The following is a 25,915-nucleotide window of genomic DNA, read 5'->3' as shown; positions in this document are numbered from 1 at the left end:
ATGATTGACCCACCCCTGCTCCTCCGAGGAGGGGAATTTTCTCCACTATTGATTCCCCTCTTGGGAGAGGTTAGGAGTGGGTTACAAGCGAACTGCTTGGGCAAAAACCTACGCTGCCTGCTCTGCCTTAGCGCTTTCCCGCTGTGCTCTTTTCTCAGCGTGTGCGAGGGCGGCTTCACGTACCCAGGCGCCTTCTTCGTAGGCTTTCACGCGGGTCTGGATGCGCTGTTTGTTGCAGGGGCCGTTGCCTTTTACAACATTCCAAAACTCGTTCCAATCCACTTCTCCATAGTCGTAGCCGTTTTTGGCCTCGTTCCACTTCAGGTCTTTGTCCGGCACGGTCAGGCCCAGAAACTCCGCCTGTGGCACCATCATGTCTACGAAGCGCTGGCGCAACTCGTCGTTGGTGAAGCGCTTGATTCTCCAGCGCATGGATTGGGCCGTGTTCGGAGACTCATCGTCTTTAGGGCCGAACATCATCAGCGTAGGCCACCACCAGCGGTTAAAGGCTTCCTGCGCCATTTTTTTCTGCTCCGGGGCACCGTTGCATAACGTCATCATAATCTCAAAACCTTGGCGCTGGTGGAAGCTTTCTTCTTTACATACCCGCACCATGGCCCGTGCATAAGGGCCGTAGGACGTACGGCATAGCGGCACCTGGTTCATGATGGCAGCACCATCCACAAGCCAGCCAATGGCCCCGATATCAGCCCATGAAAGGGTAGGATAATTGAAGATGCTCGAATATTTAGCCTTACCGGAATGCAGGTCGGCAGTCATCTGGTCGCGGGAGGCCCCCAGCGTTTCTGCTGCGCTGTAGAGGTATAAGCCGTGACCTGCCTCATCCTGTACTTTGGCCAGGAGGATGGCCTTACGCTTCAGCGAAGGCGCGCGTGTAATCCAGTTGCCTTCCGGCAGCATGCCTACAATCTCGGAGTGGGCGTGCTGCGATATCTGCCGGATAAGTGTTTTACGGTAAGCATCCGGCATCCAGTCTTTCGGCTCTATTCTGATGTCTTTTGCGACCTTTGCTTCAAATTGTTCTTCCAGGTTTACTTCTACCTCTTGCATAGCTTCTTTATCTTTTAAAACCTTCGTCAGGTTTGATAATTAAATATTACTGATCAAAATCAACGATTACCTTCTCTGTCAGCGGACGAGCCTGGCATGTTAATATATAACCAGCCTGCACTTCTTCGAGTTCAAGCGAGTAGTTAACGTCCATCTCCACTTCTCCTTCTATCACCCTGGCGCGGCAGGTGCTGCAGACGCCGCCTTTGCAGGAGTAAGGCAGGTCGGCTCCCATCTCAATGGCAGCGTCCAGAATGGTATTTCCGTAGTACGACATGTCCATGTTCATCACGACACCATCCGTTTTCACGGTTACCTTGCTTTGCTTGTCTGCCTCTCCGGCAGGTCGTTCTTTGCGGCTATCCTTTTTCCCACTGTCGCCGGTGGTGAACAACTCATAATGTATCTTTTGACTGTCTACACCCGCTTCCAATAAGGCATCTTTTACACCAAAAATCATTTCCTCCGGTCCGCAGATAAAGCACTCGTCAATCTGCCCGGGCTCAATGATATTGTCCAGGAAAACTTTGGTCTTCTCTTTATCTATACGGCCAAAGAACAGTTCCGTGTCGCCGTGCTCCCTGCTCAGGATGTGGTACACGCTCAGCCGGTCCATATACTTGTTCTTCAGCCCTTCTATTTCTTCTTTAAAGATGATGGAGTTGCGGCCCCTGTTTCCGTAAATCAGGTACACCTGGCTCTTTGGTTCCGTCATCAGTATGGTTTTGATGATGGAAAGCACCGGTGTAATACCACTGCCCGCTGCAAACATCACATACAGCTTCTCGTTCTCCGGGTTCAGCTCGGTATAAAATCGTCCCATCGGTGGCATTACCTCCAGTTCCTCCCCTTCGTGCAGGGCCTCATTGGCATAGCTGGAAAAGACACCTTCCGGCACTTTCTTTATCGCCACCTTCCATTCGTTTTCCAACGGACTGGAGCAGATAGAATAAGAACGCCTGAGTTCTTCACCGTTAAACTGCCGCCTGAACGTGAGGTACTGACCTTGGGTATAACGGAAGGTATCTTTCAGTTCCTCCGGCACATCCAATGATACGGTGACGCAGTCGTGTGTTTCGCGGTTGATGCGTTTAATTTTTACCTTGTGAAATTTACCCATGTATGTTCTGTTCTTTGAGTCTCGAGCTACTCCGCTTCTGGTTACTTCCTGACAGCAAACAGCGGAGTAAGGGAAGTAACCCAAGATACACAAATATTTTCAACTAACAAACGTTAGGTAGGCAAATTAGATACTGCCCCTCTACTTTTATCACCTGCTTTGAATTGCTCCGCGCGATAATTAAGGTATTTTTGCACCCTAACCTAGGAATACAGATGTCATCGGATACAACAAGAGGGGCGGACATAAAGCCATTTTTAAAATGGGCGGGCGGCAAAACACAACTACTTCCAGCTATAGAGGCGAAGCTGCTGCAGCGGTTACAGAACAGAAAAACCATAGACTTTATCGAACCATTTGCCGGTAGCGGGGCCGTATTGTTTTTCATGCTCCGGGAGTACGGGAAGTATGTAAAGCACGCTGTCATCAATGATATCAACACCACCCTTACCGATTGCTACCTTACCATCAAGCAATCGCCGGAGGCCCTTATCAATGAATTAACTGGGCTTGAAGAGCAGTATTATTCCTATACATCAGAAGAAGACAGGAAAAAGCTGTTCCTGGAAAAAAGGGAGGCGTTTAATCAACTCGGTAAAAACCCAACCCGGAAAAGCGCGCTGATGATTTTCCTCAACAAGACCTGCTTCAATGGTTTGTACCGGGTTAATTCGAAAGGCTACTTTAATGTTCCGTTTGGCAGATATGCCAACCCTACTATCTGCAACGCACCGGTTATACGTGCGAACAGTGAGGCCTTACAGAAAGTAGAGATTTTGAATACGGACTTTACCCAAACAGAGAAGTATATCTACAAGGATGCTTTCTTTTATATAGACCCGCCTTACAAGCCCATCAGCACCACAGCCTCTTTCAACTCCTATGCGAAAGAGGGTTTTGCAGATGAAGACCAGGTCAGGTTAAAGGCCTTTTGTGATGCTGTGCATGAAGGGCAGGCGTATTTCGTGCAGAGCAACTCTGACACAACAAACAACGATGTAACAAATAATTATTTCCAGGAACTGTATCAGGAGTATACTATAGAAAAGGTGAAAGCGAAGAGAGCCATTAATTCTAAAGGCAGTGGCCGTGGTGAAATATTTGAATTGCTCATATCCAACGACAGTGTTTTAGAAGGTGCCGAAGCCGCTCAAAAGGAAGCTTTACGCACTTCTTAATTTCAAAATTTTGACTCCTGTTACTTCCGCTGCAACAAGATGCCTTGGCACTAAACGACCCACGGTAACATAGTGTTTCCCGCTACCGACAGGAGTTGAGGTTTTCTTTTCTTTGAAGTCTGACATACGCTGCTTAAACCACTCCCGTGTGGCAGGCATGGGTAATATGTGCAGCTCTCTCTCCTCCACGAAATAATAGTATACATAGTCCGCTTCTGTGTATAGAAAACAACCTGGGGTGCTTTTTCCTTCGTTGCTGCAGGTTTCAAAAAAGTAGTTGCCTGTTTTGTACCACCTGTCTCCTTTGACTTCTATTGTAATGGTTTTGACACTCCCGTCGGGCAGCTTTCTTCTCCACAACAAGTCAATGTCTTTTTCTCTGTAGGTGGGGTCGCTTTCTACATTTATAACAGCTACTGTATCTGGCTGCCTTCGCAGCAGCGCTTCTATGTCAGCGGCTGCTTTATCTGCCACCTCCGTAGCGCCTTCCATCGAATATTTCCTTAGGTCCGGCATAAGCTAAACTTCAGTTAAGAGCACTACTAATTCCTGGAAGCGGAAAAAGTGGACAGCAGGCGCACAAAGCAAATTTTGTAATACCTGATAGTTACTGTTTCGCAAGATGTTCCTCTCTCCTCTTCGAAAACGAAAGAACGCTTGCCAGGTTATCAAAGCACTCATCCCCGGTGCGAGCCAAAATCAAGGCAACATATTCCCTGCACAGCAACACACCCAATTCCACAACATTTTATTACAAGAAACCACTCTTTTCTCAGACCCATCCGTTATTTAACTTGCCCTACAGATGTTCAAACAGCGTGCACTTAATTACAAACACTGGCTTTTCCACACAAAACAGAACATACCTTTCTCCACAACATGGCTGCTATCAACCACCACAATCTGCACTTGACATGCCTGTAGCCTGTAGCCAGATTATGCCTACAAACAGTGGCAAAGGAATGGATGAAGGAAAGAAATAGTCTTTTGCTAAAGGAATGATTCTTTAGATCTAAAGTATAGATTCTCAAATGGAGAGGGAGCGTAGTCCTACAACTGCGCTCCTCTTTTTGCTTTCAGTATAGGATCATCTGTTAATGAGCTAACAGCGAGATAAACATCAAACTAAGTAAGTGGTCACATTAAAACAGATTGTGTTATTTAATAGATTATTATTTCTTAACTTCAGATTCTGATTTTCGATTTCTTTCTGGAAGAATACCAGAAAAAAGACTTAGAAGAAAAACAAGTTGCTGCCCTTTACCACAATTACTTTTAAATCAATTTTTACTGAATAGCATTTAACATGAGAAAGGCTGTTTTAGCAAACCTGAAGAAAAATAAAAAGGCAATCTGGCTATCAGCCCTGGTGCCTGCCTTGCTTCTTTCAGGATACAAGGCACAAGACCCCATCGACAGAAGAATCAAGGAAATGGATCCGGAGGCGGCTGCTCAGTTAGCCAAATCCATCGAGGCACTTGTCACCCCTGAACTGGCCGATGGCCTTACCCTCAACTTATGGGGTGTGGATTCCCTGGTTGCCGATCCTATTTCCATCGACATTGATGACCAGGGGCGGCTATACTACACCAGAACCAACAGGCAGAAGAACTCTGAGTTCGATATCCGGGGCCACCAGGACTGGGAGATTGGCTCCATCCAACTCAAAACGGTAGAAGAAAAACGCGCCTTCCTGCACAAGGTATTGGCTCCGGAAAACAGCAAGACAAACGAGTGGCTGGCAGACCTGAACAAAGATGGCTCTCATGACTGGAGAGACATGACGGTGGAGAAAGAGCATGTTTACCGCCTCGAGGATATTTCCGGTGACGGCGTGGCAGACAGGTCGCAACTGGTGGTAGAGGATTTCCATGATGAGGTAACCGATGTAGCCGGGGCCATTTTATCTCATGGCGACGACTTATTTGTAGGTGTGGCGCCTGATCTATGGCGAATAAAAGACAAAAACGGAGACGGCGTAGCGGATGAGAAAACTTCAATCTCCCATGGCTACGGTATACACATCGGGTTTGGCGGCCACGGCATGTCTGGCCTGGAGATGGGACCTGACGGCAAAATTTACTGGGGCATTGGTGATATCGGATTTAACGGAACAGGCCCTGACGGCAAAAAGTGGGAACACCCTAACGATGGCGTCATTGTAAGGGCTAACCCGGATGGCAGTGATTTTGAAGTATTTGCCCATGGCCTCCGCAACACACATGAGTTTGTTTTCGATGAATATGGCAACCTCATCAGCGAAGACAACGACGGTGACCACCCTGGTGAAAAAGAGCGTTTGGTGTACATCGTGAATGGCTCTGACACCGGCTGGCGCACCAACTGGCAGTTTGGCAAGTACCGTGACCCGGACAACAACACTTATAAAGTGTGGATGGACGAGAACATGTATAAGCCACGATTTGAAGGCCAAGCGGCCTATATCACACCGGCCATTGCCAACTTTGTGAGCGGCCCTACCGGTATGCTGTATAACCCGGGCACAGCCCTGAGCCCGAAGTACAAGAACACCTTCTTTATTGCTGAGTTTGTGGGCAACCCCGCCCGCTCCGGCATTCATGCCTTTAAATTAAATCCTAAAGGAGCTTCCTTCGAACTCGGGAAAAGCGAAAAAATCATGAGTGGCGTTCTGGCTACCGGTATCGATTTTGGTCCGGATGGCGCCTTGTATGCGGCAGACTGGATTGATGGCTGGAACACCAAAAACACAGGCCGCATCTGGAAACTGGACGACAAAGAGGGAGCGGCATCGCCTGAGCGACAGTTAACCAAAAAGCTTTTAGCCGAGGATTTCAGCAACCGCCAGGACAGAGAACTAGGTGAACTACTGAAGAACCCAGACATGCGTGTAAGACAAAAAGCGCAGTTTGAATTAGCGAAGCGAGGCTCAAAAGGCGCCAGTGTTTTCCAGAAAAGCATCAAGCAAAGGGACAATCAGTTGGCACGCGTGCACGGCATCTGGGGCATCAGCCAGCTGGCCCGCCAGGACAAAAAATATGCTAAAGTGCTTGTTCCTCTCCTGAAGGACAAGGATCCGGAGATAAGAGCACAGGCTGCCAAATGGCTGGGTGATATCCGCTATAATGAAGCAGGTAAAGCGCTCATGCCACTGCTGAAGGATGAGAACAGCCGTGCCCGTTTCTTCGCGGCAGAAGCGTTGGGTAGAATAGCCTATGAACCGGCTGTTAACCCTATCATTGCCATGCTGAAAGCAAATAACGATGAGGATGCCTATTTACGCCATGCTGGAAGTTTAGCTTTAGCCCGCATAGGAAAGGCAGAGCCGGTTCTGGCATTAGCAAAAGACCCTTCACGTGGTGCACGGATTGCCGCTGTAGTAGCCCTTCGGCGCATGAAGAACCCAGGCATCGCTACTTTCCTGAAGGACCAGGATGAGTACATTGTAACAGAAGCAGCACGCGCTATCAACGATGATTTGTCTATAGAAGCAGCACTTCCTGCTTTGGGTAATGTATTGCAGGACGCTCGCTTTACAAATGAGGCACTGCTAAGACGCGCTATCAATGCGAACCTGCGGGTAGGCAGCGAGCAGGCCATGCAAAACCTGATAGACTATTCTCAAAAAGAAGGTGCTCCGGCAGAAATGAGAGCAGAAGCCATCGCGGCTTTGAGCACCTGGGCAAAGCCTTCTGTGCTTGACCGCGTGGACGGGCGCTACAGAGGCGTTATCGAAAGAGACCCTGCCATGGTGAGAGGCAAAGCTGCCGATGCCCTCATCAAGGCATCTGGAAATGCTGAAGCACCGGTACGTCTGAGTGCTGTTAAAGCCATTGGCAAGCTCAACATTGCACAGGCGTCTCCGCAGTTGTTTGCCCGCCTGAAAGATGATAAAGAAGCGGAAGTTCGCATAGAAGCGTTGCGTGCACTGGCCTCTGTTAAAGATGCGCAGATAGGTAAAGCTATTGAGCAGGCCATCTCAGATCCGGAGAAAAACGTGCGTGTAGCAGGTCTTGATATGTTAACGGACATGGACATTTCAAAAGAACTCATGGTGAAGTTACTCTCTGATGTAATAGAAAAAAGAACCCCTGAAGAAAAGCAGGCTGCTCTTATGACGCTCGGAGAATTACCAGTGGAACATACACAACCTGTTTTCGATAAGCTCCTGACGCAGTATGCCAATGGAAAACTTCCTGCAGAAATTCATCTGGAATTAGCAGAGGCTGTTGCCAGTACCCGTTCACCAAAATTGATCACGAGGCATAAAGACATCAGTTCGAAGCAATCTCCCAATGCCTCAGCGGCCTCTTTTGAAGGCAGTCTGCATGGAGGGGATCCAAACCGGGGCAGAAGAATATTCTTCAGCCATCAGACGGCGCAGTGTATCAGGTGCCACTCTTACGACGACTTAGGCGGCAACGCTGGTCCTCGTTTGAATGGTATCTCGAAAAAGCTTACCCGCCCTCAGTTACTCGAGGCCCTGATCAACCCAAGCGCACGCCTGGCTCCTGGCTTTGGTGTAGTGACCTTAGAGCTGAAGAATGGACAGACAGTAAGTGGTATACTCCAGGGGGAAAATGAGAGCAGCGTATCAGTTAAGGTAGGCGGGCAGCCTGAAACCGTTATCAAGAAAAGTGACATTGCGAAGAGAACCAACGCTGCTTCCAGTATGCCGAACATGCAGTATCTCCTAACGAAGAGGGAGATAAGGGATTTGGTGAGCTTCCTTTCTACTTTAGAGGAAGATAGCTGATGGTAATGAACGGCTTATAGTTATTTAGGCTGATTGAATGAATTGAAAGAGGAGGTGCTTCGAATCTGTTACAGATGAGGCACCTCCTCTATTTATATAGTGTTATATAGTCCGCTGTTTCAGGTGGCTTTGTTTATGGAGAAGAGTTTGCCAAAGCTGTGTAATGATTACATTAGAATAAGGTTAAGTGCTTTTCCCATTTCTGTTTCTTCTCAAGGTATATCACTGCCAATATCAGGACTATAACTGTCACATTCACAAATAATATTGAGTACTTACTTGCTTATTTAATCATTTATAATAAAATTATATGAATTATCATTTTTGATGAATCCTGCGAATCTGTTGCCAGAGAGGGTTTCTGGAGCCATTCCAGAGAAATATTCTCTTAAACAACAGTAATACAGGCAGTAACAACTTCACAACTGACGAAACTTTTCTGGAAGGTGAGCGCGTTACAAACGGAGAAAAGCAGATGCCGCAGCAGCGCGGCGAGGTTTGCAGGACCATCAAAACAGTGTAATAGAAACCATAACACTTGCATGAATTTCCCGAAACTATCTTTTTCCCTCCTCTTAGCCGGAGTCACATATTTCACTCTTACACCCAACCTCGCACACTCCCAGCAGCGTAGCGGCGAGCCCTACACCCAGGAAATCCCCGGTACTAAATTAAAGTTTGACATGGTGGCTATCCCCGGGGGCGAATTCCTGATGGGGAGCCCGGCCAGTGAAAAAGGAAGAGAAGAAGACGAAGGCCCGCAGCATCCGGTGAAGGTCGACCCGTTCTGGATGGGCAAGTATGAGGTAACCTGGGATATCTTCGAGCCATTCGTTTACAAAGACTATGAAGTTACACAAAGCAATGGTACTGTAAGTGCAGAGGTAGATGCTGTGGCACGCCCTACAAAGCCTTACCTAGATATGACCTTTGGTATGGGCAAGGAAAATCATCCGGCCGTTGGCATGACGCAGTATTCCGCCATCCAGTTCTGTAAGTGGCTGTATGCCAGAACAGGTGTTTTCTACCGGCTGCCGACTGAAGCAGAATGGGAATACGCCAGCAGGGCAGGTTCAAAAACTGCCTATTCTTTCGGCGATGATGCAGCTGCTGCAGGAGAATACGCATGGCACCAGGAAAACAGCAACAAAGAAACACACCCTGTCGGAAGCAAAAAGCCTAATGCCTGGGGCCTGTATGACATGCACGGCAATGTGGCCGAATGGACCATGGACCAGTATATACCGGACTATTATAAAAAGTTTAAGAGCAAGGCCACAGCAAACCCTGTTGCTACTCCAGTTAATTTATACCCTCATGTGGTAAGAGGAGGGTCCTTTGAAGATGAACCCGTAGCATTACGCTCCGCCAACAGGGAGGGTTCAGACCCGAACTGGAAAAGAATTGACCCACAGATACCTAAAAGCAACTGGTGGTTTCCGGAAGCGCCCTTTGTCGGCCTACGGCTCGTGCGGCCGGTAAATCCGCCCTCAAAAGCGGAAATAGAGGCTTACTACAACCAGGAACCTACCCCTGACTATTAATATATATATACGCTAATCCATAAATTAAAAACAGCATGAACGAATTCGATGCAAACAAGCGAAGAGACTTCCTGAAGGCCTCTGCCATACTTGCTGGCGGAGCAGTATTGAGCAGCCTTCCTTTAGCAGGCGCCTATGCAGCAGGAAAAGGCACTATCAAAATTGCGCTGGTTGGCTGCGGCGGCAGAGGAACAGGAGCAGCCTTCCAGGCTTTGGAAACGAAGCATGATGTAAAACTAGTAGCTATGGCCGATGCCTTCCAGGACCGCTTGGACAATAGCTATAAAAGCCTATTTGGCAAATATGGAAAAGCGAAAGTAAACGTGCCTGAAAATAAGCGCTTTGTAGGGTTTGACGGGTACAAAAAGGCTATAGCCGAAGCTGATGTGGTGCTGCTGGCAACCCCTCCAGGTTTCAGACCGATTCATTTCGAAGAGGCTGTAAAACAGAACAAGCATGTGTTCATGGAAAAGCCTGTCGCCACAGACTCTCCGGGTATACGCAAAGTGCTGGCTGCTGCTGAGGAAGCTAAGAAAAAGAAACTGAATGTGGTAGTAGGCTTACAGCGCCGTTACCAGACGAACTATCGCGAAACAATCAAGCGCATTGAGGATGGCGCCATAGGTGATGTTGTGTCCGGACAGGTATACTGGAACAGTGGCGGTGTGTGGGTACGCCCACGTGAGGCCAACCAGACCGAAATGGAATACCAGATGCGTAACTGGTACTACTTCAACTGGCTTTGCGGCGACCATATTACTGAGCAGCATGTGCACAACATAGATGTGGCCAACTGGGTAAAGAACAGCTACCCGGTATCAGCACAGGGAACAGGTAGCCGCTACCAGCGAACAGGCAAGGAGTACGGTGAAATCTTCGACAACCATACGGTAGAGTTCATATATGCCGATGGCTCCGTAATTCAGAGCCAGTGCCGCCACTACGAAGGCACCAAAAACCGGGTAGATGAAAGCTTCCAGGGCACAAAAGGCAAAGTATACCTTTCTGCCAACAACGATGGAAAGCTGTGGGATTATAAAGGAAACGTGATATACGACCATGCCGGTAAAAACGACCCTAACCCATACCAGGTCGAGCATGATGAGCTATTTGCCGCTATAGACGCCGGTCAGTACAAGTTTGCAGATGCAGAGCGTTCCGCCTTGAGTACCATGACTTCGCTCTTAGGCCGTTACGCCACCTACTCCGGACAGGAGATTAAGTGGGATGAAGCTTTAAATTCTAACGTAAACCTGATGCCGGATACCTATGCATGGGACGCTAAGCCAAAGGTTCTGCCGGACGCAAACGGTTTCTACCCTGTTCCAATGCCAGGCGTGACTAAAGTGATTTAGTAAAATACTGATTCAGAATTAAAGAGATTGTTCCAGAGACCACCGCTGCTGACGCAGGCATTTCGGTCGGGTTAATGGGACAATCTCTTTTGTTTTTATGGTGCGCAAGGTACTGTAGCAGGTTTCAAATACATTTGCGCTATTACTTACTTTGACTTATGCGATTATTGTTACTGTGCCTGCTCTCTTCTCTTTTTTTCATTTCCAGGCCATCAGAGTTAAAACAATTCAATATCAGGGGCTTTGCCCAGGGAACAAGTTACCAGATAACCTATTACGCCGAAGACAGCACTATTACGAAGGCACAGGTAACATCCCTCCTGGCGCAGCTCGATTCCTCCCTTTCTATTTACAAACCTTACTCCCTCATCAGCCAGTTCAACAATTCCACAACCGGATTAAGAGTGGATAAGCACTTGCAAAAGGTTGTAAAAGAGGCACTGAAAGTTTCACGTAAAACTGATGGCGCTTTTGACATAACTGTTCAGCCCCTGGTGCAGGCCTGGGGTTTCGGGGCAGAACCTGTTTCGGCTCTCCCTGATTCAGCCTCCGTTCAGGCTTTGCTGAAATGTGTGGGAGCAGGTAAAATTAAACTTCGCAAAGACCACTTAAAGAAGCAAATTCCCTGTGCACGAATAGATGTGAACGGTATAGCGCAGGGCTACAGCGTAGATGTGCTGGCAGGCTTCCTGGACAAGAAAGGCATCAGTAACTATCTGGTAGAGTTGGGCGGTGAGATACGGGTGAAGGGCCGAAAACCAGGTGGTAGGCCCATGGCTATAGGAATTGAGGGACCAGTTGAAGGTAACCCCGATGATGCCTATCCCATCCAAAAAGTTATTACTCTGGAAAAAGGAGCTGTCACCTCCTCCGGCAACTACAGGAAGTTCTACCAAAGCGGCTCCAAGAAGTTTTCTCACCTGATAAATCCCAAAACTGGCTACCCCCTAGATAATGAACTGATAAGTGTAACGGTATGGGCTGAAGACGCCATGACAGCCGATGCTTTCGACAATGCGCTGATGGGAATGGGGCTGGAGAAGGGGCTGCACTTTGCTAACCGTAAGAAAGGGCTGGAGGCTTACTTTATATTCCGGAAGGCAGACAACACAGTAGCTGATACCGCAACAGCAGGGTTTTATAAGTTGATGAGGTGAGTTAATTTGGAAACTGGCGCAGATTGTTTTGTCTAAGCTGGCGTAGCTGCTGCTTATCTAGCGACATCAAGCCTTTAGTTTCATTGTTCTACACTGTGCTCTCTGGGCCGAGAAGCATCGTCCTTACACAGTACTGAACGGGAAAACGCCTACCCGCGGGAGTGAAGCGTACGTACCATAAACGTCAAAGGTAGACAATGAGTCGCTGGATAAGCCGCTACAAGGTCAGCTCAGTCATGTTCACCTGAAGAAACCAGAGAGTTAACTTCTCCTATTACATAAAAAATAAACGGATAAGAGATTCTCTACAAAATCTTCTTATCCGTTCCGAATATAAAGCTAAACCTGCTTAAAAAACCTTGGGCGAGGCTATGCCGGCAGAAAGTTATCCACCTCTCTGTAGGCTTTTATCACGGCTAATTCACCTTCTTTGCCCTTTCCTGCGTTGCCGTGCTCCATACCCATAACACCTCTATAGCCTTTTTCATAAATGTGCTTGAACACATTTTTATAGTTAATTTCCCCAGTTGTAGGTTCTTTTCTTCCTGGGTTATCTCCTATCTGAATATAGGCTATCTCATCCCAGGTTTGGTTCATGTTGTGGATAATGTGCCCCTCGTTCTTCTGCATATGGTAGATATCAAACAAAAGCTTACAGGAAGGGCTGTTTACTGCTTTACAGATCATGTAGGTCTGATCTGAGTGGCGCAGGAAGAGGTTTGGCGAATCGCTGAGTGGCTCCAGCACCATCACAATGCCATGTGGCTCAAAAATCTCTGCTCCTTTTCGCAGGGCCTCAATTACATTGGCAGTTTGTACCCCGATGGGCAGGTTCCGCTCAAAGTCACCGGGCACTACTGTTACCCATTTCGCATTTACTCGTTTGGCTACATCAACGGCCCGCTTACAACCGTTCAGAAATATATCCACGTGCTCCTGCTTTCCTGCCGCCAGCGTATTCTGGGAGTTACCGCCTTTGTCAACCACAAACACGCCCATAGTCATACCCAGACGGGTAAGCTCCTTTCCTATTTGCTCCTGAACATTTACCGGGCGGCCCATCATCCCATTATCTTCAAGTGCCATGAAACCCTGCTCCCGCATGAACCTGAGCTGCTTTATCAGGTCCTCGCCAGCTACTTCTTTGAACATGCCAAAGTGGGGCGCATATTTCAGGTTGAAAGTTTTGCCTGCTTGCTTCTCAGAAAAAGAGCTTCCGGCGAAGGCTGATGTTCCACTTGTAAGGGCTACGGCACCCAGAAGACTGCTTTTCAAAAAATCTCTTTTTCTCATATGACTTGTGTTAGTGATGCAGCAGCAAGCAAACCGATTTGATGCTACTGCAGGATATATCGCTTTTAGATTCAGAAAAACTCACACAGATGTATCGCCCTTGAAAGCTTACACATCACAGATAACAATACTTTCCCTCAGTGAAGCAAGTGGGTTCTTAGACACCGGAATAAACTCCTGCCCCACATAGCCCTTGAAGCCTGTATCCGCAATTGCCCGCATAATAGCCGGATAATACAGCTCCTGCGTGTTGTCTATCTCGTGGCGGCCGGGTACACCCGCTGTATGGTAGTGCGATATGTAAGGATGGTATTCCTTGATCGTACGGATTACGTCTCCTTCCATAATCTGCATGTGGTAGATATCGTAGAGCAGCTTAAAGCGATCCGAATCTATCATTTTAGCCAGTTCAACACCCCATTTAGTATGATCGCACATGTAGTCTTTGTGGTCTATCTTGCTGTTGAGCAACTCCATCGACAGCGTGACCTTATGCTTTTCTGCCGTAGGCATCAGGCGCTTAAGTCCTTTGGCACAGTTTTGCATCCCCTGCTCATCACTCATACCGTTGCGGTTTCCAGAAAAACAGATAAGATTGTCAAGACCAGCCGCAGCCACTTTTGGGATCATCGCCTCGTAACGGGCCACCAGTTCGTCATGGTACTTTGGTTCATTAAAACCATCTGTCAGTCCTTTCTCCGCCCCCCAGGCCATCGCGCAGGTCAAGCCGTGTTTCTTTAGCGTGGGCCAGTCATCGGGCCCCAGCAGTTCTATAGAGGACAAGCCTAATCCCTTGGCGGCTTTGCACAGCTCCTCCAGCGGCATGTCGTTAAAGGTCCATTTGCAAACGGAGTGCTTTATCTTGCCCTTCAGTTTTATTTCTTTCAATTCGGCAGCCCGTAGTGGTTCCGGCAGCAACATAGCAGAGGTAAGCACTGCAGCTCCTCCTGCCATGTTCTTCAGCACATTGCGCCGTGTATATTGGTTTTTCATTTCGATGGTTTCCTTGATTTTTAAATTCTTTATTCCTGTTTCAGGTATTGGGCATTCCCTACTCTTATAGTTTTGCCGTTGGCTTTTTAAGGGAGTACAAATATTCTACCAGGTCCACAAGCTCCTGCTCCGACATAGCCTGCTGCAGGTTAGAAGGCATGATGGAGTTCTCCATCTGCTTTCTCGAAGCGATCTTTGTTTTATCCAGGCTGCTCTTCATGCCGCCGGGGAAAGCTAACTCTACTTCATCCTCTGTTTCGCTGGCGATGATGCCGGCCACTTCGCTTCCATCTTTCATTTTGAAAACGAATCCCTCAAAGCCAAAACTGATACCCGCATCTGGATGAAGAATGGAGACGTACAATGCGTCTTTGGTGAGTTTGCTTCCAATCTGGGTCAGGGCAGGGCCAAAATTAGCGCCTTCATCCCCCACCTGGTGGCATACCCCACAGGTTTGCAGGAACACCTGCTTGCCTTTAACGGCAGAACCCGGCCGCATGGCCAGCTCACTGATAGGTGGCAGCGGCTTACCCCCGGTTGCACTGGCTACTTTCAGGTACTTCAGCGCTTCATCGCGTATACCTGTGCGCATGGCGCCGGCCAAAGCTATCGACGCTGCCGGCTCCAGTTCCTTCGGAAGCTTACCGTCACGGACCACATTCATCAGTCGCTCTTCCCCGCTCCAGCCTGTACCAAGCGATTTCACAGCTACTTTGCGAATGGCCATATCTGCTGACTTGTCCATTACAACAGACTGAATCAGGTCCATAGACTCCTTGTTGCCCACGCGGCTCAATGCCCTTAGCACAGCCGAGGCATCAGCCTGGTTTTTACTGTTGATAGTCTTCTTTAACAGGCTGCTTCCCTCTGAGTTAAGAAGCAACCTGGCAGACTCCACCCCAAGGTTGTTATCCGGGTTTGCCAGTGCCATCTGCAGGAGTGCCTCATTCTGGTTTTTCAGTTTATAGCGGCGGACAAGGTCCACATACTCCTGCGTTCCTTTTAGCTCCGCCAAAGTCCGGTCTAATACGGCCTTTGCTTTCGGTGATTTTTCTATACTGGATGGGCTCAGGTGATTCAGCGCCAGCTTTGATACTTCAGCTTTATGCTGCCCCTGATCATCGAGCAAAGCTAACAATGTTTGCTCTTTTGAGGGATCATCGATAAAATCGAAAGCCCTGAAATATCTTGCCCTGTCTGCTGATGAGGTGCCAGCATCTGTGATGTACCGGGAAAGGTACGGCAGCGCAAGACCGGTTCTGGAACGCCAGACAATATCCTGGGTGGCTTTGCCAGTCATCTGGTTACCTACTTTCGCCTGGTAAGCCGGGAAGAACTTGTCCCACTGCTCGTCAGCCCCAATGCCCAGCGCTTCCAGGTACCAGCGGTCCTGGCCATCATACTGCTGTGCCAGTTCCACCCAAAGGGCAGGCGCCTCCGCCGACTTGTTGTGCCGAAGCGCAATGGCAGCTTCCCGGCGCACCTGCGGGCTCGGGTCTTTTACAAGCTGCTTCACGTAAGGGATAATGTTATCTGCTTCCTGACGGGCAATGCGGAGACCGGTAATACGGATGTCTGGGTTCTTATCCTGAAGCGCCTCCTGAATGTACTTATCGCTCCTGCCATCAATCTTCGCCAGCAGCCACAGGGCTCTTGCCCTCATGCGCTCGTCTTCTGACTTCCACAGCTTCTGCAGCGCAGGCTCTGCTTTTGTTCCCCAGTTATGGAGCTTGTCCCAGGCCAGGTAACGCGTGGCGAGGTTAGGGTTTTGCAGCGCCTCTACGGCTCCCTTTGGTGAACTCAGGTCCAGTTTGGGCGTTCTGTAAGGTGCTCCAGGAGGGGCAATCCTGTAAATACGGCCTCTGTTCATATCCGCCATCTGGTGGCCGCCCACACCTGGATCATACCAGTCAGACACATAGATAGAGCCATCGGGCGCCACACTCAGATCAGACGGCCGGAACCACTGATCCCGTACGCCATCTACCAGCGGCACAATCTCAGCTTTATATCCAGCTCCGTCATTTGTTACCGGATATGATCTGACCGTGTTCGGGCCAGCGTCTGTATGAATCATCTGGTTACGGTATACTTCCGGGAGTAAATTACCCTCGTACACCACCATGCCTGTAGGAGATCCGGCACCTGTCTGCAGCAGGTTCGGAATAGAACCAGGGTCGTTCTGGTGCCAGTGCTGTAGCGGTATTTCCTTTTCTTTGTTTGTGCGGTGAGCCCGCCAACCGGCACCCGTCATCTCGTCGGTATAGCCATAGTTACCGAACTCCATCACATAGTTGATGCGTACGCCCTGATTTCCGTCATCATCGTTGTCTGACTGCCACAGCGTACCGTAGGAGTCCACAGCTGCCTCGTAGTTGTTCCGGAAGTTGTGAGCCAGCACCTCAAACTCTGTTCCGTCCGGGTTCACCCGGAAAATCATTCCCTGGCGGTACGGCTTACCGGTGTTGTTTACTACTTTACCGTCTTTGTCTGTGATAGGCTTGCCATTGGCGTCCATTATCTGCCCGCCTTCATTACCGAAATTGAAGTATAGTTTACCGTCCGGGCCAAAAGTAAATGAGTGGATGGCGTGGTCGTGCTGCACTCCGCCTAAGCCTGAGTAAAGCACCTCTTTCTTGTCAGCCACATCATCCCCGTTAGTGTCTGTAAACATAAACACGTTCGGGCTGCTGGACACGATTACCTTATTGCCCAACACGGCTACACCAAGAGCGGCGTCAATGTCTTTGCCCTGGTAGAATACCTTGGCAGTATCGGCGCGGCCATCGTTGTTGAGGTCTTCCAGAATCAGGATGCGGTCTCCTTCTCCCCGCTGTGGGTTGGTTGGGTTAAGCTCCGGACGGTAATTGTAAGCCTCAGCTACCCACACCCGTCCTTTCGCATCAACATCAATATTAGTGGGGTTGCCCATCATGGGCTCAGAGGCAAACAGGGTTACTTCCAGTCCTTCCGCAGCTTCCAATCCTAACACTGCATTTTCAGGGAGTCTTCTCTCCTCTTCTGTTAATTTGCTATATAACTCATCCCGCTGCTCACGGGTGGTTTCAGGCTGATCTGTTTTGGTTTGCGCCTGCTGGGCAGTAGGAACCTGCTGCGGGTTGTTGCAGGACGATGTTGCCAGCACACTCATCAGTAAGGCTACTGGAAAAATATTTCTTTTCATCGGTAAAGTTTATGATTCAAGGTTTTGCTGTGCCTGCCGGTGGCTTTTACAGCTCATCTGTTCAGGCAAAGGGCAACAGAAAATACTGCCTATATTTTGTGACCATGCTATTCTACAGCACATTGCTACCCATACCATCCCTGAATGATGTAGCCTTTTTGTGTTTTATATACATTAAATATTGTTAATTATGCACTAATACACAAGAGAAAACAGAACTAAAAACAGAAAAGCGCTGCGGCTACTCCTAAAGCAATTTTGCCGTTCTTCTCTTGAATAATTCTGACATAAAACGGGCAAGAGAACCGCCTTCACCGGCAGCCCTCTTGTCTTATTTAGATTAGAATCAATACAGCGGGTTCTGAACCAGCTTATCATTTCTGTTCATCTCATCCAGTTCAATTGGCAGGAAGTAAAATCTAGGGTTCCACTCTCTGTCCTGTATCACAATTGGGGCGAACGTGCGGCTAATAATTGAACCTTCTGCATTCAGTTTACCTGTCACGTTTACTCCTTCGGCATCTTCATAAGCCTGAGGAGCAATCATCCAACGGCGAACATCAAAGAATCGATGCTCTTCATATGCCAATTCAATGTAACGTTCATTTCTGTAGCGCTCCATCAGGGCCTCTCCGGTTTCAGTTACAGGAGGCATTCCAGACCTTGCTCGTATCTGATTGATATAAGTAAGGGCTTCCTCATACTCGCCAAGGTTGATACAGGCCTCTGCGTAATTTAGCAGGATCTCTGCATACCTGAACCGGCGGAACGGCAGCGTTTGCTTGATATACTGGTGATCAACCTTCGGGTCAATAAATTTACGGAGGTAATAACCGGTATAAGAGCCGTTCCAATCTTCAATAGGGCCTTTCCTTGTGTCAAGTCCTGGTATAACAGTGCCATCCGGTCTTGTGTAGGAACCAACCTGCACAATTCCAAGTGGGTCAGAACCTATAACATCTGCCGGTCTTGGGCGCCATAGTGCTCCTTCATAAAGTATGCTGGCATAAAAACGAGGATCGCGGTTTTCATAAGGGTTCGCTTTATGTGCCGGGTTGCTCCAGTCAAACTTTGTTCCGTCACTCATCTCGTAGCTATCCACGAGCTGGCCTATGGGAGCACTCTCCCCCCAGTTGTGCCATCCGTTAGGACCAGTGAACAAGCCAGGGTTTGGAGCATCCCAGTTAGAATTGCGCAGGTTGTCGTTAAACTGAAGGAAGATATCCTCCGAATTACCGTTGTTGAGGAAGATATTAGCATAATTCGCCGTTGCAGCGTCTGCACTTGTTGGGTTTGCTTCCCCAAACAGGCTGTACATGTTCAGGTCCATCACAGCCTTGGCAGCGGCTTTGGCTGCCTGCCACTGGGCCTGCTGGTCTCCACTTGTGTAGCCTACTAACTCGGGGTGTGCATAACCTCCGGCCCAGGATGCGTTGCTGTTATGCAGGTCGCTGGCAGCATACAACAATACCCTCGACTTCAGAGCAAGAGCAGCTCCCTTTGTGGCCCGTGCTTTATCACCTGAGGCAGGCAACAGTTCGGCTGCCTTATCCAACTCCTGTGAGATGAATGTGATAAGCTCCTCATACGTGTTGCGGGGAGCAGTAAAGTCATCGGTGAGGGTATACGTATTGGTGATGATAGGCACCCCGCCATACAGAGAAGCTAACCGGTGGTAAAAGTAAGCCCTCAAAAACGTGACTTCACCAATCAGCCTGTCTTTTTCCGCCTGGCTATTAAAGGGAACAGTTTCTATCTTCTCCAGGAACAGATTACATGCCCGGATATTCTTGTAAGTACCGTTCCAAGTCATGTACCGCTGGTGCGAAACCCAGAAGCCATCATCGAATACACCCAGGTAACTTGGTGTAATCTGGCTCTTGGTCATGTTACCTGTTTCCCAGTCAGCATTAAAATGGGCCTCATCTACGAGGTTGGCCAGCATAATGGTATGGAAAGGACTTGGAATACCTAAGTAGATGTTGTTTACAAAGGTCTCCACCAGCGCCGGGTCCTGCCAAACAGCCGCATCAGAGTACTTATCCAATGGCGTCAGTTCCAGCATGTCTTTGTCGCAGGAGGTTGTTCCTGCCAACGCTAAAGCTATAAGGATGGGATATATTCTTTTTTTCATGATTACTGCTTAAAAGGTAACTGATAAACCACCATTCACAATTTTTTGCAAAGGATAGCCCTGACCGGATCCTGAACCCAGTTCCGGGTCGAAGTCTTTATAGTCTGGGCTGTATGTCAGAAAGTTAAAGGCATTTACATACACTCTCATTTTCTGTATGCCCCAACGCTGAGTGAACTCCGGCAAGCTGTAGCCTATTTCGATGTTCTTTAGGCGAACATAGTCTGTCTTGCGCAGCCAGTAGGTGTTTCGCTGGCCCACCCAATACTCGTTGCTTCGGTTAAACGCGCGCGGACCAGAGGCATTTGGGTTTTGCTCTGTCCAGCGGTTATCATAGAAGCTCTGCAGGAAGTTTCCGATTTCACCGGATTCTGTGCTGATATAGTTTACTGCACCCGCGGCACCCTGAATCAGCATAGAGAGATCAAAGCCCTTGTATCCCAGGCGTGTGGTGATACCGCCTGTCAGCCTAGGGATATTGCTCTTGTCGTTCCTTACACGGTCATTGGCATCAATTATACCGTCTCCATTTACATCTTCAAAGATGATATCGCCCGGACGTGCACCTGACCAATGCGGATAAGCGTCTATAGCTGCCTGGTCGGCAAAGATGCCTATTGCTTGGTAAAACAGGTCGTTGTCTGCGTTATTCGGGTTTGTAGGGATAGGCCGGCCGGTTGTAACCTGGTATTCAGGTCTGCCAGGGGTTTCGTCCCAGAAAATAATTCTGTTTTTGGCATAACCTCCGTTAAACCCTACTTCATAGGTAAAATCATTGCCTACTGTGTTGTTGTAAGTCACTCCAAAATCAAACCCCCTGTTTCCGGATTCTCCGATGTTTTCCGGAGGCAGAGACATACCAGTTGATGCAGGAATAGAAGCATTTCTTTGCCACAGAATATCAGATCGCAGGTTGTCGAAGTAATCGAATGTAACAGACAGGTGGTTGTTCAGCAACTCCATATCAAAACCTATGTTTCGCTGTATGGCTTTTTCCCAGGTTGTATTTCTATTTGGAACCCCTGTTTCATATATGGTTGGATTCAAGGTAGCGCCGCCATTTGTTACGAATGCTGAACCTGCACCTCCTAAACCATACGTTGTTAGATAAGCATATTCTGCTAACCCTCTGCCCGGAAGAAACACCTCATCCCATCCAGTCTGACCCCATGAGGCCCTTAGCTTGAAGAAATCGATAGCTCCGATATTGTCTTTCCAGAAGTTCTCCTCTGATACGACATACCCTAAAGAAACACCCGGGAAGAAACCAAAGCGCTCTGACTTCTCAAAGATATAAGAACCTTGATAGCGCCATACAAACTCAGCCAGGTACTTGTTCTTGAAGCCATAGTTTACCCTTCCAAAATAATTTAAACGGGCATTAACACTGCCAGAACCATTGTTCGTAAGAAACTGGTCTGTTGCGCCGGCAAACATCTGGTCGAGGGTAGAAGAGGTGAAATTACGGCGGTAGGCACTAAACCGGTCAAAACCGCCTGTGATTCTTTCTACCCCCGCAAGGAAATTGACAGAATGGTCATTCAGGAAAGTTCTTTCGTACTTTAAGAGACCATTCAGCAATATCCGCTGGTTTTCCTCCGTCGACTGGCTTAGGGCAGGGCTGTCAAATCCTTTTTTACCTTGCACGAGTACAGGCTGGCCGTCTGCATCCCGTGTAACACCATCCCATGAATACAGGTACCACGGCGTCTGCCACACCTTATTGAAGTAAAAGCCTTTGTCTATGGCGGCATTACCGGTAACAGACAATCCCTCTATCCATGGAATTTCCACATTCAGCCTGAAGTTGGAGTTAACCACGTAGCGCTTGTCCCTGTTGTAACCTGTTGCCTGCGTGCTAACCACCACTGGGTTATCACCATACTCTATATCCGGCCCGGGAGTACCATCAGGCCAGTAGGCTGTCATGTTCGGCTTACCGCGCATCACCATTCTGAAAATGCTGCCGGCACCGCGGGTCGGGAAGTTACGGTCTTCCAGGCGGCCTGAAAGATCTACTCCGATGCTGATGTTCTTGGAGATGTTACCGTCCAGGTTAGAGCGGAAATCATACTGGTTATACTTGGTGCCACTGTCATAGTAAAAACCGTCCTGTGTTCTGGTGGTAAGTGCCACATAGTAGCGCATGTTGTCGCTACCACCGGACACAGACACGTTTCCCTGGCTTTGCCCGGACCATGGCTTCAGAACTTCCTCAAACCAGTTGGTGTTCGGGTGGCCCCATGGATCTGAACCATCTCCGAACATCTGAATATCCTCCGGCGTGAAACGCGCAGGATTGCCGGCATAGGCATCAATTTCATTCAGTAGCGTAGCATACTCCGCTGCGTCTGCCATGTCTGGCAGCCTGGTTGGGCGGCCATAGCCCTGGTTAAAGGAAGCAGTAACAGTAGGCTTGCCAACAGTTCCTCTTTTAGTAGTAACAAGTATAACGCCGTTTGCTGCCTGTGCACCATATATGGCCGCAGAAGCATCTTTTAGCACCGAGATACTTTGAATTGTATTGGGATCAAGCCTGTCCAGGTTACGACCCGGAACGCCATCTACCACAATCAAAGGCTCTGTACTTCCAAATGAGTTCAAACCCCTGATTCGGAGCCTTGAGCCATCATACCCTGGCTCACCGCTTGAACCTACAGCAGTTAAGCCCGGCAGGCGTCCGGCCAGGTTATTAGTTACATTCAGAGCAGGGCTTTTAGTTACTTCCTCCCCCTGAACTGCTGTTACGGAACCGGTTAAAGTAGCTTTTTTCTGTGTACCGTAGCCTACAACCACTACTTCTTCGAGTGCTTTAGCATCCGTTTTTAATTGTACGTTCACAGTGGAGCGGTTATTAATCGGCACTTCCTGGGGAGCGAAGCCTATGAAAGAGAAGATTAGCGTTCCGTTGCCATCCGGTACGTTTATAGTATAAGTACCATCTGCACCGGTTGGTGCAGCTGTTGTACTGCCTTTTAACAGTACCGTTACGCCAGGAAGGGCTACACCGCTATCGTCGGTCACCTTTCCCTGTACCGTAGCACCCTGTGCATACGCTACAACAACAGAGAGAAAGAAGAGAGGAAATACGAGCAAGTATCTGACCTCTCTGAGTACATAGTGTTGCATAAGATTCTATTTATTAAGTGAAAGAATATACTACTAATAAGAATGTTCGCCTCTGTTAGCGCCTCGCCATCAATTTGTTTTGCAGCGCCGACTAATCAACTGTGTTTCAAACCAGTTAGCTGATTTTAAAGAAAATTATATACATAAATATAAAGTGCTACCTCACAGATGAGTACAGCAACTCATTGTTTTGATGCAAATTTCAAAAAGTCCGTCAGGATGCCTTCCCTCCAAAGGTTTAGGGATATGGGCATTCTATATGAAATGAAAAGTCTTTAGTACCATCTATTGCAGATGCCATACACCTGGTGTTATATATAAGTAGTTTATATACATGCAGTAGATAAAATATGGATTATCTTAGAGTTAGTTAAATCAAACTAAGCCATTACACTTATTTGACTTTGAGTATAACTGATCTTTTATTACCCTTCTTCCTGAAGATAATCTTTAAACGCAGCTTTCGCTGGTAATTCAGTTGGTTGATTAAATGTAAGTCTTCTCTGAAAGAAAAAAAAATAATTAGCAAAAAAAATGACGAATCAATCACTTACTTATCTAAAAAGTTACTAAAAGGGTAGATAATATCCCAAATAATGTGTCTAATAGACACAAACAAAGTGAGTAAATACTTATTTTAAGCTTTGTCAACCCTGTTTTATTTGGGTATAGCCTGTAGATGCCAACCAGCGCAAAGCCATCATGACTTGCCTGCGGATGATACCATCCATATCTTCTATTATATGATAGAACAGGAAGGCTCACCTGTTACTATTTTCAAACCAGGCATTCCGCGCAAGTCTTTAGAGAGTGTTATGTGAACTCTGTTGCATCGGTTAAGCATTCCACATTCCTATGCAGCCAAAGCAGGGAAGCAGGCAATGCGGTTGTTATTTTGCCAAAAGCAGCTCTTCCCTAACCCTCTCCTTTTTGTCTCCCGAAATCAGCAGAATGATTTTCTGTAACTCATAATGTCCCGCACTCCCAGTGTTAAACCATAAGCGGCTTGCTGTGCAATGACTGAATCATGCAATGCTGAAGTGACTTTTCATACAAGCGTGCAACATGGATCAGTGTCCTCACCAAAACCGGCTGCTTTCGAGACAATGGGATTTTCCTCAATGAAGTCTTGGTCATCCTGCCCCTGTGCCTGAACTCCCAGGGATGCACCGTTGCCGTAGGTTAATCTTTGATGTGCTTTATATCCCGGCCCCGAGCCCCGCTCCAGTACCAGTGTCTTTAGTCCTGCTTCGCACATTTCCTCGGCAGCCCACCCTTGCGATATTCCTGAACCGATTACAATAGCATCAAAATCCGTTTCCACAGCACCTCCCAAGCTTCAACTGATAACCTATTCCATAGTTGCTTCTTTGTCTGGGTCAACTGCGCCGCAATTCCTCCCATGGCGGATAAGCTACCCGTCCCACAGCGCATGGCCAACTCCACACATTCGTCCAGCGAGGCGTGCTGTAACCAGGCGTAGATAAATCCAGCATCAAAATTGTCACCGGCACCAGTGGTGTCCGCAATTGTCAGCCCCTTAAGCAGGGAGCCGGGTACCTGGTATTCCAGTACAGCATCTCCCTTAAACACCATGGCCCCGCTTTCGCCCCGCTTTATGACTACTAAGCAGCCAAAGCGACTGAGCCAGGCTCCTGCTTCTTCTACGTTCGTTTTGCCGGATATCCGAAGCGCTTCCTCTTCGTTAGGAATAAACACATCAACAAATTCCAGCACCCCGTGTACTGCTCCCCAATTCTCTTTTGGAGCCCAGTTCGTGTCCAGAGAAACGGTTATTCCGGTTTGCTTCATTAACTTTAGTTCTTCCAGCCAGTATGACTGTAACTGCTCCAGCAGGAAATAGCTCGCTATGTGAAGGTGACCGGATTTTTCCAGAAGACCTGAATCCCGAAGGCGCTCTGCCGTGACATCGTTTAAACTGCCTTTATACGTCAGCATGGCCCTGTCTTTGCCTCTAGCTAATCCCAGCCCCACAGAAGTCTTGAAAAGGGGGGATGGCTGAATGTATTCAGTAGAAATCCCGAGCTCTTGAAGACGTTGCAGTAAAAGATTTCCGAAAGGGTCAGTCCCAACTGTTCCGAGCATTCCCACCCGGCCTCCAAGTTTGGTGAGTTGTGAGGCAAAAATAGCCGCCGATCCGCCTAACTCCACCTGGTAGTCCTCCACAAACTGTTCTACCTGGCCATAAATTGGCGTTACATCTCCCGCGAAAACGATATCCAGGCATAGATCCGCCACCACTGCTACGTCAAACTTCATTTTTTAAGAGGCATAAAGTTGATTTCCCTGAAATAGACGGTGTCCTGATTTCCATGATTCTGAAGACCCAAATAACCTGTCACTGGTATTGGCTGCTGATTATACAAGTGAAGTGTTATCATCTTTTGGAATAAGCTTTATGAAATTTGGTATTATTCCCGTGGCTATTTGGTCTTGTAAGCCTTTATTTTCTGCTGGTTAAGGCCAAACAGCACGGTGTTATTTACCTGCAGAATGCTCCGCACGTCTCCATTTACCTTGAAACCAGATTTTACCTGCGGAATATAGGTAAACCCGCCTTTACCGTTGCCTTGTAACAGCATGCCGTAGTTGGCGTCGTACTTGCCAAAGCGAAGCCGGGCCTGGCTGATGTTGCCGCCCAGCAGTACGTCCTTGTGGCCATCTTTGTTATAGTCTAAAGAGGCAATGGCATACACCGGGGAATACTGCACCTCCATTGGCAGCTTCCTTTCTACGAACCTGCCGTTTGCACTACTTTCAAAGTACGCTGTCTGCAGGTAATTGGCAGTTAGGCGGCCTGCCCCGGAAAGCTCCGCGGGTGTAAAAATATCCTGGAGCGTTGCGTCTGCATAGCTCTTATAGTCTGTGAACCGTGTGCGCATCATACTTACCTGCTCCTGCAGTTCATCCCGTGTTACGTAGGGATAGCTTTTGCCCTGTATGTAGAATGTCAGGATGGGGTCTACTGAGCCATTGTCATCAAAATCTTTATAATACAGTT

15 protein-coding genes and 1 pseudogene are annotated in these 25,915 nt (G+C 48.2%); 5 read left to right on the top strand and 11 right to left on the bottom strand.

Features of this window, described 5'->3' with window-relative positions; translation table 11 throughout:
* Nucleotides 1-108: 108 nt before the first annotated feature.
* Both paaA and paaE read right to left on the bottom strand, forming a co-directional pair.
* Entirely contained in the window at nucleotides 109-1,071 is a 963-nt protein-coding gene (gene paaA / locus ACFS7Z_RS09640) for a 1,2-phenylacetyl-CoA epoxidase subunit PaaA (RefSeq protein ID WP_377483822.1), read from the bottom strand.
* Nucleotides 1,072-1,117: 46 nt separating this feature from the next.
* Nucleotides 1,118-2,191, bottom strand: a complete 1,074-nt coding sequence (gene paaE, locus ACFS7Z_RS09635) for a 1,2-phenylacetyl-CoA epoxidase subunit PaaE (protein WP_377483820.1) — start codon at nucleotides 2,189-2,191, stop codon at nucleotides 1,118-1,120.
* Between the two features lie 215 nt (nucleotides 2,192-2,406).
* Between paaE and ACFS7Z_RS09630 the strand changes: the two genes are divergently transcribed.
* Nucleotides 2,407-3,369, top strand: a complete 963-nt coding sequence (locus ACFS7Z_RS09630) for a DNA adenine methylase (protein WP_377483818.1) — start codon at nucleotides 2,407-2,409, stop codon at nucleotides 3,367-3,369.
* Here the strand turns inward: ACFS7Z_RS09630 and ACFS7Z_RS09625 are convergent.
* Nucleotides 3,355-3,885, bottom strand: a complete 531-nt coding sequence (locus ACFS7Z_RS09625) for a hypothetical protein (protein WP_377483816.1) — start codon at nucleotides 3,883-3,885, stop codon at nucleotides 3,355-3,357. The two genes, ACFS7Z_RS09630 and ACFS7Z_RS09625, sit on opposite strands and share 15 nt — an antisense overlap.
* Nucleotides 3,886-4,675: 790 nt before the next feature.
* Between ACFS7Z_RS09625 and ACFS7Z_RS09620 the strand changes: the two genes are divergently transcribed.
* From ACFS7Z_RS09620 to ACFS7Z_RS09605, 4 genes are all read left to right on the top strand, one after another.
* A complete protein-coding gene (locus tag ACFS7Z_RS09620; protein ID WP_377483814.1) occupies nucleotides 4,676-8,104 on the top strand; it encodes a HEAT repeat domain-containing protein in 3,429 nt (1,142 codons plus the stop codon).
* A gap of 542 nt (nucleotides 8,105-8,646) precedes the next feature.
* Complete coding sequence (locus tag ACFS7Z_RS09615; protein ID WP_377483812.1) at nucleotides 8,647-9,648, top strand: formylglycine-generating enzyme family protein; 1,002 nt, start codon at nucleotides 8,647-8,649, stop codon at nucleotides 9,646-9,648.
* Nucleotides 9,649-9,683: 35 nt separating this feature from the next.
* Complete coding sequence (locus tag ACFS7Z_RS09610; RefSeq protein WP_377483809.1) at nucleotides 9,684-11,003, top strand: Gfo/Idh/MocA family oxidoreductase; 1,320 nt, start codon at nucleotides 9,684-9,686, stop codon at nucleotides 11,001-11,003.
* 158 nt (nucleotides 11,004-11,161) lie between these two features.
* A complete protein-coding gene (locus ACFS7Z_RS09605) occupies nucleotides 11,162-12,160 on the top strand; it encodes an FAD:protein FMN transferase (RefSeq protein ID WP_377483807.1) in 999 nt (332 codons plus the stop codon).
* Between the two features lie 369 nt (nucleotides 12,161-12,529).
* Here the strand turns inward: ACFS7Z_RS09605 and ACFS7Z_RS09600 are convergent, their stop codons facing one another.
* The 8 genes and pseudogenes from ACFS7Z_RS09600 to ACFS7Z_RS09565 form a co-directional block, all read right to left on the bottom strand.
* Complete coding sequence (locus ACFS7Z_RS09600; protein WP_377483805.1) at nucleotides 12,530-13,453, bottom strand: hydroxypyruvate isomerase family protein; 924 nt, start codon at nucleotides 13,451-13,453, stop codon at nucleotides 12,530-12,532.
* Between the two features lie 108 nt (nucleotides 13,454-13,561).
* Nucleotides 13,562-14,446: a hydroxypyruvate isomerase family protein gene (locus ACFS7Z_RS09595; RefSeq protein ID WP_377483803.1), complete on the bottom strand. Its 885-nt coding sequence runs from the start codon at nucleotides 14,444-14,446 to the stop codon at nucleotides 13,562-13,564.
* 64 nt (nucleotides 14,447-14,510) lie between these two features.
* Nucleotides 14,511-17,630 carry a PVC-type heme-binding CxxCH protein gene (locus ACFS7Z_RS09590; protein WP_377483801.1) on the bottom strand — a complete coding sequence of 1,040 codons (3,120 nt, stop codon included), beginning with the start codon at nucleotides 17,628-17,630 and terminating at the stop codon, nucleotides 14,511-14,513.
* Between the two features lie 346 nt (nucleotides 17,631-17,976).
* On the bottom strand, nucleotides 17,977-19,764 hold the full coding sequence (locus tag ACFS7Z_RS09585; RefSeq protein ID WP_377483799.1) for a RagB/SusD family nutrient uptake outer membrane protein: 1,788 nt from the start codon (nucleotides 19,762-19,764) through the stop codon (nucleotides 17,977-17,979).
* A 9-nt stretch (nucleotides 19,765-19,773) separates the two neighbouring features.
* Nucleotides 19,774-22,893, bottom strand: coding sequence for a SusC/RagA family TonB-linked outer membrane protein (locus ACFS7Z_RS09580; RefSeq protein ID WP_377483797.1), 3,120 nt, complete (start codon nucleotides 22,891-22,893; stop codon nucleotides 19,774-19,776).
* A 1,048-nt stretch (nucleotides 22,894-23,941) separates the two neighbouring features.
* Entirely contained in the window at nucleotides 23,942-24,217 is a 276-nt protein-coding gene (locus ACFS7Z_RS09575; protein ID WP_377483795.1) for a hypothetical protein, read from the bottom strand.
* Entirely contained in the window at nucleotides 24,190-25,173 is a 984-nt protein-coding gene (locus ACFS7Z_RS09570; RefSeq protein WP_377483792.1) for a carbohydrate kinase family protein, read from the bottom strand. The genes ACFS7Z_RS09575 and ACFS7Z_RS09570 overlap by 28 nt, the downstream gene beginning before the upstream one ends.
* A gap of 164 nt (nucleotides 25,174-25,337) precedes the next feature.
* Nucleotides 25,338-25,915, bottom strand: a pseudogene (locus tag ACFS7Z_RS09565) (RNA-binding protein); the annotation flags it as partial.

The sequence above is a fragment of the Pontibacter toksunensis genome (assembly GCF_042686245.1).
Taxonomy (GTDB): domain Bacteria; phylum Bacteroidota; class Bacteroidia; order Cytophagales; family Hymenobacteraceae; genus Pontibacter; species Pontibacter toksunensis.
The sequence above is the reverse complement of the archived record's forward strand: the minus strand, read 5'-3'. Positions and strand labels throughout refer to the sequence as shown.

Coding starts and splice junctions, on each gene's coding strand:
- ACFS7Z_RS09585 (WP_377483799.1), bottom strand. CDS start 19,764: ATGAAAAAAAGAATATATCCCATCCTTATAGCTTTAGCGTTGGCAGGA.
- ACFS7Z_RS09610 (WP_377483809.1), top strand. CDS start 9,684: ATGAACGAATTCGATGCAAACAAGCGAAGAGACTTCCTGAAGGCCTCT.
- paaA (WP_377483822.1), bottom strand. CDS start 1,071: ATGCAAGAGGTAGAAGTAAACCTGGAAGAACAATTTGAAGCAAAGGTC.
- ACFS7Z_RS09580 (WP_377483797.1), bottom strand. CDS start 22,893: ATGCAACACTATGTACTCAGAGAGGTCAGATACTTGCTCGTATTTCCT.
- ACFS7Z_RS09590 (WP_377483801.1), bottom strand. CDS start 17,630: ATGAAAAGAAATATTTTTCCAGTAGCCTTACTGATGAGTGTGCTGGCA.
- ACFS7Z_RS09620 (WP_377483814.1), top strand. CDS start 4,676: ATGAGAAAGGCTGTTTTAGCAAACCTGAAGAAAAATAAAAAGGCAATC.
- paaE (WP_377483820.1), bottom strand. CDS start 2,191: ATGGGTAAATTTCACAAGGTAAAAATTAAACGCATCAACCGCGAAACA.
- ACFS7Z_RS09615 (WP_377483812.1), top strand. CDS start 8,647: ATGAATTTCCCGAAACTATCTTTTTCCCTCCTCTTAGCCGGAGTCACA.
- ACFS7Z_RS09630 (WP_377483818.1), top strand. CDS start 2,407: ATGTCATCGGATACAACAAGAGGGGCGGACATAAAGCCATTTTTAAAA.
- ACFS7Z_RS09625 (WP_377483816.1), bottom strand. CDS start 3,885: ATGCCGGACCTAAGGAAATATTCGATGGAAGGCGCTACGGAGGTGGCA.
- ACFS7Z_RS09600 (WP_377483805.1), bottom strand. CDS start 13,453: ATGAGAAAAAGAGATTTTTTGAAAAGCAGTCTTCTGGGTGCCGTAGCC.
- ACFS7Z_RS09595 (WP_377483803.1), bottom strand. CDS start 14,446: ATGAAAAACCAATATACACGGCGCAATGTGCTGAAGAACATGGCAGGA.
- ACFS7Z_RS09605 (WP_377483807.1), top strand. CDS start 11,162: ATGCGATTATTGTTACTGTGCCTGCTCTCTTCTCTTTTTTTCATTTCC.
- ACFS7Z_RS09570 (WP_377483792.1), bottom strand. CDS start 25,173: ATGAAGTTTGACGTAGCAGTGGTGGCGGATCTATGCCTGGATATCGTT.